The following is a 12,187-nucleotide window of genomic DNA, read 5'->3' on the forward strand; positions in this document are numbered from 1 at the left end:
CTCCGAAGTCAGTACACTAGGAGGCAAGGTCTTTTTCTTTAGTAAGAGAGAGAAATCCTCCTGCAACAATCTCCCCTCTCCCCATACACTAGAGAGCCCTACTTATCCGTTATATAAACATGAAGAAGCGCAATAGTCTCCGCTCTGTAGTCCCATTTTCTACAGACCATCGCCATAAACTGAACCGATTCACTCTTACTATCGGGAGTCTTTTCCTCCTCCTTTTGGGTATGGGGAGATCCGCTTTTGCCCAAGACACAGCGGGCGAGAAGTCACCCCTAGCCTCGGGCCGGTGGGTCAAAATAAGTGTGGATAAGTCGGGGCTCTACACGCTCTCTTATGACAAATTGCGCCAGATGGGGTTTAGCAATCCCGAGGCGGTGGGCGTCTATGGGCACGGCGGCAGACTACTTAGCGAGGAATTGCAGAAAGCCTCTTCGGTGGCAGGGCTCCCCCAAGTTCCCCTCCTCAGGCACAACAATGCAATCTATTTCTACGGAGAGGGGCCAACAACCTGGTACTACGATACTGCCGAAAAGTGCTATCGACATGTAACCAATCACTACACTCGCCTAGGGTATTATCTCCTTAGCGATGCAGCTACGCCCGGTCCTCTACTCATGGAGGAGCGCAAGCCAATAGTCTCCCAATCGGCTCCGGCACTCACCACTACTTACGACGCTCTCGTGCTCCACGAGCAAGATAAATTCTCGCCCAGACAATCGGGACGGCTCCTCTTTGGAGAGCCTCTCATGGGCGGGCAACCCAAACGAATCCTCGTAGACTTGGGATCCGGGGAGCAAGCCGGCAACACCTTCAAAGTGAACTATGCCTACATGGCTCGCCCCAACACCCAAGGCTTCTTTACACTCACGCTCGATGGCAAAGAGATCTCACAAGATGCTATTTCTTTGGGCGAAGATCATACATCTCGTGACTTCCTTGCCGGCATTTATCACTTCAAACCCAACGTAACGGCCACGAGCAACTCCAAAAATCTTGCTTTCGAGGCCTCCTATCGCCCCACCGGAGAGAATGCCTATGTAGACTTTCTCGAGTTCATCATTGAGCAAAGATTGCGCTACACAAGTGGGCGTCAAACCGATTTTCGCAAGGTGCAAGAGGGCAGCGATGCTCTCCTATATCAGGTCTCTGGATTGCCACAAGATGGGATCATACTTGCCACTTCCACCGAGGGGGCTCTGCCCTATCGTGTACAGACCACACAGGGCGAAGGCTCGCACTCCTTTAGCACACAAGCGCTTGACCCAAATGGGCAACCCTATACCTTCTTAGCCTGCTCTTGGCAAGATGCCTACGCCCCAAACTTTGTAGGCGAGGTGGCCAACCAAGATATACACTCAGCCCCCATTCCCGATCTCATCATACTCTCTCCTGAGGCTTTTCTCTCCGAAGCAGAGCGGCTTGCTGAGTACCACCGTTCGGCGGATGGCTTGCAAGTACTCGTTGTGGAAGAGGCAGCCCTATTTAACGAATTCAACGCAGGAACTCCGGACGCTACGGCCTATCGACTCATGGCAAAGTACTTCCACGATCGCTGGATGACGGCCCACCCTGATGTTAAAGAATCGGTACAACAGCTCCTTCTCTTTGGCGATGGAGCCGGGGACAATCGCAAGGTAAGTACGAATTGGGAGAGCATCGGTCTCCAAAACACCCCCTTCCTTCTCACCTACCAAAGCGTCAATTCTCTCAACGTTTATAGCTATACTACGGACGACTATTTTGGCTACCTCCGCGATGGAGAAGACCATCTGACCAATGGACGCAAGCAGCTATCTATCGGGATTGGCAGGTTCCCCATTCGCACTATTGGCGAGGCCAAAGCTACCGTAGACAAGACCATTCGCTATGCAGAAAATAGGGATCCCGGAGTATGGAAGACGCGCACTCTATTCCTAGCAGACAACAAGGATAGCTACTCACATGCCAAGCAAGCCAATGAACTTACCGAGATAGTAGAGGAGATACAACCCGAGCTCATCGTAAATAAGGTCTACCTCGATGCCTTCCCCAAGAGCACCGTTAATGGACTTACCACCGTGCCCACGGCCAAACGCAAACTCCTCGATGCCATAGACCAAGGCCTCCTACTTGTTAATTATACAGGGCATGGAAGCCCTACGGCTTGGACGGACGAGCAGATAATGACCCTGCCCGACATACAGCGACTGAGCAACAAGCGCCTCCCCCTCTGGATCACGGCCACTTGCGACTTTAGTCCCTACGACAATAGCACAACCTCGGCCGGGGAAATGGCCTTCCTCAACGATAGAGGAGGCGCCTCTGCCCTCTTTACCACCACTCGTGTGGTATTCGACGTGCCCAACCAGGAGCTAAACAGATACTTCTTGCGCACGCTCTTCACCCAAGACAAGGGAGGAAGATTGCACCAATTGGGCGATGTATTGCGCAATGCCAAGAACAATGCCTACGCCTCAGACACCATCAACAAACTCAACTTTGCATTGATAGGCGACCCTGCGCTCCGCCTTAAAATGCCTACGCATCAAGTAACCCTCCTCAAGATAAATGGGAAGGAACCCGATCCCCAAAAGGGTATTTTCCTACATGCTCTTGAGCGTGTTTCACTCGAAGGGGCAATACACGACATAGGCGGTACTGTCGATGGGAACTTCAATGGCACCATGGCCATTACCGTATTCGATGCTGAGCAAATCTCCTCTACACTAGAAGAAAACATACCCGAGTATCAAGAGAATGTGTACCAATACTCCGAGTATCCCGGGATTATCTATGCCGGCAATGCCGAGGTTGTAAATGGACATTTCACCGCCTCTTTTGTGGTACCCAAGGATATCTCCTACTCGGATAGAAAAGGGAAAATCAACTTCTATGCCTACTCTCCCGAGCTCAAACGAGAAGCCATGGGTGTGGATAAATCCCTCAAGTTACAGATGGGAGAGAGTGGGTCTGAAGAGGACAATACCCCTCCCGAGATCCGGAGAGTTTATCTCAACGACTCTACCCTCACCGCCCCCTTTGTGGTGGGCCCCACTCCTCTATTCGTGGCAGAGCTATTCGACACAAGCGGCATTAACTTATCGGCAGGCGGACTAGGGCATGGTATTACACTCTCTATCGACAATAACCCCACCTACACCTTTACGCTCAACGATTACTACAGAGCCAACCAACTAGAGGCCGGCAAGGGCTCCGTTGTGTACCTACTCCCCACACTACCCGAGGGAGACCACACCGCCACCCTCCGTGTATGGGACGTCTTTAATAATGCAACGGAGAAGAGTTTTTCGTTTCGTGTAAATAAGGATTTGGCACCTCAAGTTGCCGCCTCTCAGGCCTATCCCAATCCGGCCGTAGTTGGCTCGCCCATTACCTTTGAGATATTTACAAGCACCCCCGGTGAGGAGATGTCGCTTACCATCGAGCTCTTCGACTTCACAGGGAGATGCGTAGCTAAGAGCCAAACATTCAGCCTTGTTTCTCCCACACAAGGGAGCATTAGCATTCCTTGGACTCCCACTACCTCCTATCAAACCTCCCCCTCAAGCGGGCTATACATATACCGATGCACCCTATCCGGAAGCAACGGAAAAAGCACGACAACAAGGGGGAAAATACTTCTACAAGAGAGTCCCTCCGGGGCAACCAAATGAATAGAATATTGTACTTTTGCGGCACAATAGAGTTGTGAACCAAAGAGTACACCAACTAAGTTACACAACTTGACACGTATTGAATTAAGATGAATCGTACAATCCTAAAGCGTCTCCTAGTTATAGGAGTCTCCGTTATTATTTCCACGCTTACCCTCGTGGCCCAAACCGAAGTACAAGAGCAACGCTTCAACGCAGTTACCACCTCTGTACCCTCACTCCACATCTCTCCGGGTGCTCGTGCTGCGGGTATGGGAGATGTTGGTGTAAGCTCTACTCCCGATGTTAATTCGCAGTATTACAACCCCTCTAAGTACGCTCTACTATCGAGCAAGGCCGGAGTGAGTTTCACCTACACCCCATGGCTTGCCAAGTTGGTAAACGATATCAAACTAATGGAGCTCACCGGGTACTACAAGATTGGTAGCGAAAACAACCAAGCTCTTAGTGCCTCTCTACGTTTCTTCTCGCTTGGTACCATTCGTACTTTCGACGACCTCGCACGCTCTCTAGGGGAGGCTCATCCTAACGAGTTTGCTCTAGACTTTGGTTACTCGTTGCAGATAACCTCCGATTACTCCATGGGGGTTGTGCTCCGTTATATCCGTAGCGATCAAAACACCGCAAGTAGCACGGGAGAAAATCGTGCGGGCAACGCCTTTGCTGCCGACATTGCCGGTTATCTAACAAAGTACTTCGTGGCCGGAGACTCTGAGCCTCTCTGGACTTTTGGCTTCAACGTTAGCAACATCGGTACCAAGATATCTTATGGTGGCAATCAGTCTATGTTTATCCCTACCAACCTACGTATCGGTACGGGTATTCTCTATCCCTTCGACGACTACAACGCCCTCTCTCTCAATATTGAGGCCAACAAACTGCTGGTTCCCACGCCTCCTATCAAGGATCCTACCAAGCCGGAAGAATATGCACGTAAGATAGAAGAGTACCAAAAAACCTCCTCTATTGCCGGCATCTTCAAGTCGTTTGGCGATGCCCCCGGGGGATTTAAGGAAGAACTCCAAGAGATAAACCTAGGTATCGGAGCCGAGTATAGCTACAACAATCGCTTCTTCCTCCGTGCCGGTTATCAGTACCAACACCCCAATAAGGGGAACCTACAATACTTTACAGCAGGTGCGGGGTTCAAGATGAGCGTCTTCAGTCTCGATGCCTCTTACCTAATATCAGCAGTCCCCAGCAACCCTCTGGATCAGACGCTGCGCTTCTCGCTCTCCTTTGACATGGATGGGATTCGCAACCTCCTTCGCTAAGAGCGCTCCCCAATAAACCTAAATACGATTGCGATATGAGTTGTCCCTTCTCCGTTGGTACGGGCTTCGATGTACATAGACTAGCAGTAGGATACCCCCTACATATCTGCGGAGTAGAAATCCCCTACGAGATGGGATTGGAAGCACACTCCGATGGGGATGTGGCCCTCCATGCCCTCTGCGATGCCCTCTTGGGAGCTGCGGCCTTGGGCGATATTGGCTACCACTTCCCGCCTAGCGACGATAGTTACAAGGGGATAGATAGTCGTATTTTGTTGGAGCGTGTAGCGGCGTTGATTGCCTCCGAGGGCTGGAGCATTGGCAATATAGACCTCGTAATCATAGCACAGGCTCCCAAGATGCTTCCCTATATCGAGGCCATGAAGGCGAGTATCGCTGCCATTTTGGGCAAAGAGGTACGTATCTCTATAAAAGCAACAACCACAGAACATTTAGGCTACACAGGGCGGAAAGAGGGAATTGCCGCCCAAGCTGTAGCTCTCCTATATCGATAAAAAAGTCTTCTATCCCTCATCATTATCAATTTGTTTATGTCTCTCGATAGTCTTCTTGCACTTACCCCCCTTGACGGTCGCTACCAATCCAAGACGCAAGACCTGCGTGGTTTTTTCTCCGAATATGCCCTAATTCGCTATCGCATTTGGGTTGAAATAGAATATTTTCTTGCCCTATCGGACGCACTTCCTCAGCTGCAAAACAAAATAGACTCAGCCACAAAGGGACAGCTACGCGACCTCTACCGCACGCTCACCCCTGAAGAGGCTGCCAAAGTAAAGGAGATAGAGTCTGTAACCAATCATGACGTCAAGGCCGTTGAATACTACATAAAAGAAGCTTTCGACGCCCTCAATCTATCGTGGGCTAAGGAGTTCGTGCATTTTGGACTCACCTCTCAAGACATTAACAATACAGCCTTCCCGATGATGCTCCGTGGAGCCCTCAAAGAGGTTTTTGAGCCGGCTCTCTCTCGAGTATTGGAGCAACTCCGCAAATACTCTCACGAGTGGGCAGAAATCCCCATGCTGGCTCGGACGCACGGGCAACCCGCCTCCCCCACTCGCCTAGGCAAGGAGTTCGGGGTGTATGTGTACCGACTAGAGGAGCAATTGAAGCTCTATCATGCGATCCCCTTTGGGGCTAAATTTGGAGGCGCCACGGGTAACTTTAATGCCCACCACGTAGCCTACCCCGAGATCGATTGGAAGCAGTTTGGCAACCATTTCGTAGCCTCTTTGGGACTCGAAAGAGAGCAAATTACAACCCAAATATCCAACTACGATCACCTGGCAGCTCTACTCGAAAGCATAGCGCGCATCAATACTATTTTGGTCGATCTTGCCCGAGACGTATGGATGTACATCTCCATGGGCTACTTCAAACAACGCATCAAAGCAGGCGAAGTTGGCTCCTCTGCCATGCCCCACAAGGTGAATCCGATTGACTTTGAAAACGCAGAGGGCAATCTTATGCTCTCTAGTTCGATAGCTCTATTCTTGGCATCGAAGCTCCCTATATCTCGCCTACAACGCGACCTTACGGACTCTACCGTTATCCGCAACGAAGGACTACCCTTGGGCTACACCCTCATTGCCTTAAAGAGCCTCGAGAAGGGACTCGGAAAGATCCTTCTAAACGAAGATGCCATCGCCCACGACTTGCAGAGCAACTACGAAGTGGTAGCAGAAGCCCTACAAACCATACTGAGAAGAGAAGGATACCCCAATCCTTACGAAACGCTAAAGCAACTCACACGTACGGGCGAAGCCATGACCGCCGAGAGCATCCATCGCTTTATTGACACGTTGGATGTAGCCCCAAGCATCAAAGAAGAAATGCGGGCAATTTCTCCCCAAACCTACGTAGGTATATAAATAAATCACTACCTTTGTGAGGGTCTGTAGGAAAGGAATAAACAGAAAGCAGACAAAGCAATAGCCAAAGAATCAAGAAAAGTTTTTGATCAAGGGGCAAGATAGGATAGACAAACATCGCTCTATTCCGTCTAGCGTGTTCCTTTTCATCATCTTGATTCCATACACGAGAGGTGTACGAGATCAAGACAAATATTTTATTAGGACAAAATAAAAAGAGTCTACACTCACTCAAAAGTAGATCACTAAATTATCTGAATGGAAAATAAAGACTCCTTCGAATCTGAAGAGAGAGAGTTCCAAAGACAGGAGAAGCTCTCCGGAGAGGCAGCATCTGGGAAGGAACAAGATGCCACGGCTTCAGATTCAAAAATCTCGAACGACGAGACTCGGGCCAAAACAAATATAGGAGGGCGCAAGCGTACGCGCACCCGGATTACACAAGCCACCGATCGCAAAAGTTGTATCCTTGTTTCCACCGATGAAGACAAGCATGGTAGCGCATCTATCATTAGTAGAAACAATGATGCCACCCGTGTTGCGGCACAGCCAAAGGAGACCAATAATGACGAGGATTGGGATATATCGCTCGAAGGCATGTTTGCCAAACTATCACGCGAAGCCGATGAAGTGATAGGGCGCACCATGCAAATGCTTGAGCAAGAAGAACCCGTACGCACCTCTTCACACCGCCCCCCCCACCACGTCCGTGAAAGAAATTCTTCGCAAGCAGGAGGGAGAGCAGACAATAGACCCATCTATCCTTTTGAGCGACAAAAGAAGCGTCATAGCGCAGAGCCACTCGAGGAAAAAACAGCCCATGATGCCCAAGCCTCCTCCAAGGGGAAGAAAAAGAAAAAGAAGAAAATTCAACGCAGACCGGAGGAGGTTATCTCTTATCCTGAGATGCCAGTGGATCCTAAGACTCCGCTTCGTCTCAATAAGTTCTTGGCCAGCTCAGGCGTATGCTCTCGCCGTGTTGCCGACCAACTCATCGTGGAGGGGCACGTCTCTGTAAACGGAGAGGTGGTCACTCAACTAGGGAAGCACGTCACACGAGAAGACTTTATCTCGGTGGATGGGAAGCCCGTTTCCATTGAAAAGAAGATATACGTACTTCTGAACAAGCCACGCAACTGCGTAACTACCAGCAGCGATCCCGAGAAGCGACTCACAGCCATCGACTTGGTGCGTAATGCTTGTAGTGAACGTATCTATCCGGTAGGACGCCTCGATAGAAACACCACAGGACTTCTCCTTCTTACCAACGATGGAGACCTAGCAGCAAAGCTCATGCACCCAAAGTACGAGAAGAAGAAAATCTATCAAGTAACACTCGACAAACCCGTATCGGTAGAGCACATGCAACAAATTGCTTCGGGTATAGAGCTCGAAGATGGGGAAATCCATGCAGATGCTATCAGCTATGTAGACGAAAACAATCTCGCCATTGTGGGTATCGAGATCCACTCGGGCCGTAACCGCATCGTGCGTCGTATCTTCAAGCACCTGGGCTATCGCGTCTACAAACTCGATCGCGTTTACTTTGCCGGACTAACTAAAAGAGATCTACCTCGAGGCAGATGGCGTTACCTCACAGAGGACGAAGTACGCAATCTCCGCCACGACTTCTACGAATAAAATAGAGAGAGTATAACAATATCTGTACATGAAAAGATTGATGATTAAAGAGGTTATTGCCTCGCCTACATTAGATCAAGAAATCACAGTTATGGGTTGGGTGCGTACGCGCCGTGGCAACAAAGCAGTAAGCTTCATTGCGCTCAACGATGGTAGCTGTATCCATAATCTACAAATCGTAGCAGATCTGGCTCGCTTCTCACCCGAGGTTATGCAACAAATCACTACCGGGGCATCTCTGGCCGTGCGAGGTACTCTCGTTGCCTCTCAAGGTGCCGGGCAAAGCATCGAGCTACAAGCCAAGGAAATTACCATCTTTGGCACATGCGACCCCAATAGCTATCCTCTACAAAAGAAAGGACACTCTTTGGAGTTCCTCCGCGATATTGCCTATCTACGCCCCCGCACCAATACCTTCGGAGCTATATTACGTATCCGACACAATATGGCTATTGCCATCCACGACTTCTTCCACAAGAAGGGATACTACTATGTACACACCCCCATCATCACCTCTAGCGATGCCGAGGGAGCCGGGCAGATGTTCCGTGTAACGACTCTAAACCTAGACAAGTTACCCCTTAACAAGGACGGCGAGGTAGATTACAAAAAAGACTTCTTTGGCAAACCTACCGCCCTCACCGTCTCCGGACAGCTCGAGGGGGAACTTGCCGCTCTTGCCCTTGGTGGTATCTACACTTTCGGTCCCACCTTCCGTGCAGAAAACTCCAATACTCCTCGCCACCTTGCCGAGTTTTGGATGATTGAGCCCGAGATTGCCTTCTTCGATGTACACGACAACATGGACCTCGCAGAGGAGTTTACCAAGCATTGCGTACAGTGGGCGCTTGATAATTGTGCAGACGACCTCGCCTTCCTCTCAGAGCACTTTGATAAGGATCTGATGGATCGTCTTCGCTTCGTTCTCGCCAATAGCTACGAACGCATCACCTATACACAAGGGATCGAAATCCTCGAAAAGGCCATTGCCGAAGGGCGTAAATTTGAATTCCCCGTGTACTGGGGCGTAGACCTTGCCAGTGAACACGAGCGCTATCTCGTAGAGAAATACTTCCAAAAGCCCGTGATCATGACCGACTATCCGAAGGAGATTAAAGCCTTCTATATGAAGCAAAATGAGGATGGGAAGACGGTACGAGGCATGGACGTTCTCTTCCCGCTAATCGGAGAGATTATCGGTGGTAGTGAGCGTGAAGCTGACTTTGAAAAACTTCGCACTCACGCTCAAGAGATGGGTGTACCCGAGAAAGATATTTGGTGGTATCTAGATACTCGTCGCTTTGGATCTGTACCTCATGCCGGCTTTGGATTAGGCTTCGAGCGTCTCCTCCTCTTCGTAACGGGGATGAGCAACATCCGCGATGTTATCCCCTTCCCTCGTACCCCGAATAATGCCGAATTCTAATGAAATCAAAGAGAAAGCCAGCCTATCTTCCCTACCTAATAGGGCAATAGGGCTGCTTTTTCTGGATAAAGATTTCTCCGATTCAGCAATAATTGCTTAATTTGCACTCAGAACAAAATAGATAGTACAGAGCTATATGAACAATCTCCAAAAGTATCTCGGATCAATACTCCTCCTCATCGGAGTGTTAGTTATCGCTATACCCCACTTCTTAGATAAGACGAGCAATGTTACATTGGGCGGTGGCTTAGGCTTAGTTATCATTGGGTTTCTTGCCCATATCTTCCTCAATAGAAAAGCCGGAGCAGAGTAATAGGCTCCTCCTCTTTGTTGGGTGCAACTCCTCTCTTGAGGGGGGATTGATCGTGTACCCATTCTCATAAAAATCCCCACTCCCTGCATTCTTTTCGATTGTAGGGGTGGGGATTGTCTTTCGTGAAACCATATAGATACAAATATTAGTACCTTTGTAACTAGGAATTGACAGCTCTCCTGATAGAGAGATTATAGGCTAATAGAAGAACAAAATGTATAGGACAAACACGTGCGGAGAGCTCCGCAAAGAACACATAGGTAGAGAGGTAACTCTAGCAGGTTGGGTAAGCAAACTTCGTAGAATGGGGGCTATGGCATTCCTCGATCTTCGCGATCGCTATGGCATTACTCAACTCGTATTCGACTCTGCCCACCCCGAGCTCCAATCGGCTCTCGATGGTGTAGGGCGCGAATGTGTACTGCAAGCCACCGGCGTGGTGCGTGAGCGGTCTGCCAAAAACGACAAGATAGCAACAGGGGATATTGAGCTAGAGGTAACAAGCTGCCGAGTACTCAATCCTTCGGAAGTACCTCCCTTTACCATCGAAGACAACTCCGACGGTGGGGACGACCTCCGCATGAAGTATCGCTATCTCGACCTCCGTCGCGACCCCGTAAAGCGCAACATTGAGCTACGCCACCGCATGGCTCTCCTTACTCGCAATTACCTAGATCGTTTAGGATTTTTGGAGATCGAGACCCCTATGCTCATCAAGTCGACTCCCGAAGGAGCCCGCGACTTTGTGGTGCCTTCACGTATGAATCCGAATGAATTCTACGCACTCCCCCAATCGCCTCAAACCTTCAAACAGCTATTGATGGTGGCTGGGATGGATCGTTACTTTCAGATCGTAAAGTGCTTCCGTGATGAGGACCTTCGTGCCGATCGTCAGCCCGAATTTACACAGATAGACTGCGAGATGAGCTTTGTAGATCAAGAGGATATCCTCACAGTCTTCGAGGGACTTGCCGTAGAGCTTTTCAGCAAAATACGTGGAGTAAATCTCGCTACCCCCTTCCGCAGAATGAGCTGGCACGAAGCCATGAATAGTTATGGAAGTGATAAACCGGACCTCCGCTTCGGGATGCCCATCCGTGAGATTACATCTCTCACCCAAGGGCATGGCATGAGCCTTATGGACGAAGCCGCCTACGTGGGAGCTATTGCCGTGGAGGGAGCCTCTGAGTACACGCGTAAACAGATTGACGCACTTACAGACTATGTAAAGCGCCCCCAAGTTGGTGCAAAGGGGCTTATCTGGATCAAGTGCAATACCGATGGCTCGTTCAAGAGTTCCGTGGACAAATTCTTCGACGCTGATGCGCTCAAAGCAATAGCTCAGGCAGCAGAGGCAAAGAGTGGAGACCTCGTCCTCATACTACTCGGCACGGAACGTTACAGTGTGCTCAAGCAATTGGGTACACTCCGCCTGCACGTAGCCGACCTTGCTGGGCTCAAAGATCCCAACAAATTTGAGTGCTTGTGGGTTGTGGACTTCCCCCTACTCGAGTGGGACGAAGAGACGCAACGCTTCTACGCAATGCACCACCCCTTCACCTCCCCCAAGCCGGAAGATATTTCACTCCTCTCCACCGATCCCGGAGCCGTACGCGCCAATGCTTACGACATGGTGATCAACGGTGTAGAAGTTGGTGGGGGATCTATCCGTATCCACGACTCACAATTGCAGCATAAGATGTTTGAGGTACTTGGGTTTACCAAGGAGAAGGCCGAGGAGCAATTCGGCTTCTTGATGAACGCCTTCAAGTACGGAGCACCTCCCCACGGAGGGGTAGCATTCGGGCTTGACCGCTGGGTTTCTATCATGGCTGGTCTAGACTCCATCCGCGACTGCATTGCATTCCCCAAAAACAACGCCGGCCGTGATGTAATGATTGATGCCCCCTCGGCCATCGATCAGGTACAACTTGATGAACTCAACCTCATCCTCCGCCCGGCCAAAGAGCAGTAAATCCTTA

The 12,187-nt window shown here is 50.0% G+C and carries 8 protein-coding genes; all 8 read left to right on the forward strand.

Annotated features, from left to right (window positions below; translation table 11 throughout):
* Positions 1–119 precede the first annotated feature (119 nt).
* On the forward strand, positions 120–3,659 hold the full coding sequence (gene porU, locus Q0090_RS01040) for a type IX secretion system sortase PorU (RefSeq protein WP_297946619.1): 3,540 nt from the start codon (positions 120–122) through the stop codon (positions 3,657–3,659).
* Positions 3,660–3,748: 89 nt separating this feature from the next.
* Positions 3,749–4,933 (forward strand): type IX secretion system outer membrane channel protein PorV, encoded by a 1,185-nt coding sequence (porV, locus tag Q0090_RS01045; RefSeq protein WP_297946621.1) that lies wholly within the window; start codon positions 3,749–3,751, stop codon positions 4,931–4,933.
* 35 nt (positions 4,934–4,968) lie between these two features.
* Positions 4,969–5,448 carry a 2-C-methyl-D-erythritol 2,4-cyclodiphosphate synthase gene (gene ispF, locus Q0090_RS01050; RefSeq protein WP_297946623.1) on the forward strand — a complete coding sequence of 160 codons (480 nt, stop codon included), beginning with the start codon at positions 4,969–4,971 and terminating at the stop codon, positions 5,446–5,448.
* Positions 5,449–5,484: 36 nt separating this feature from the next.
* Positions 5,485–6,825: an adenylosuccinate lyase gene (purB, locus tag Q0090_RS01055; RefSeq protein ID WP_297946625.1), complete on the forward strand. Its 1,341-nt coding sequence runs from the start codon at positions 5,485–5,487 to the stop codon at positions 6,823–6,825.
* A 258-nt stretch (positions 6,826–7,083) separates the two neighbouring features.
* Positions 7,084–8,466: a pseudouridine synthase gene (locus tag Q0090_RS01060; RefSeq protein WP_297946627.1), complete on the forward strand. Its 1,383-nt coding sequence runs from the start codon at positions 7,084–7,086 to the stop codon at positions 8,464–8,466.
* Positions 8,467–8,494: 28 nt separating this feature from the next.
* Positions 8,495–9,892 (forward strand): asparagine--tRNA ligase, encoded by a 1,398-nt coding sequence (gene asnS / locus Q0090_RS01065; RefSeq protein WP_297946629.1) that lies wholly within the window; start codon positions 8,495–8,497, stop codon positions 9,890–9,892.
* A gap of 136 nt (positions 9,893–10,028) precedes the next feature.
* On the forward strand, positions 10,029–10,205 hold the full coding sequence (locus Q0090_RS01070; protein ID WP_297946631.1) for a hypothetical protein: 177 nt from the start codon (positions 10,029–10,031) through the stop codon (positions 10,203–10,205).
* A gap of 214 nt (positions 10,206–10,419) precedes the next feature.
* A complete protein-coding gene (gene aspS, locus Q0090_RS01075; protein WP_297946633.1) occupies positions 10,420–12,180 on the forward strand; it encodes an aspartate--tRNA ligase in 1,761 nt (586 codons plus the stop codon).
* Positions 12,181–12,187 lie beyond the last annotated feature (7 nt).

The organism is uncultured Porphyromonas sp., assembly GCF_938023125.1.
GTDB lineage: Bacteria > Bacteroidota > Bacteroidia > Bacteroidales > Porphyromonadaceae > Porphyromonas.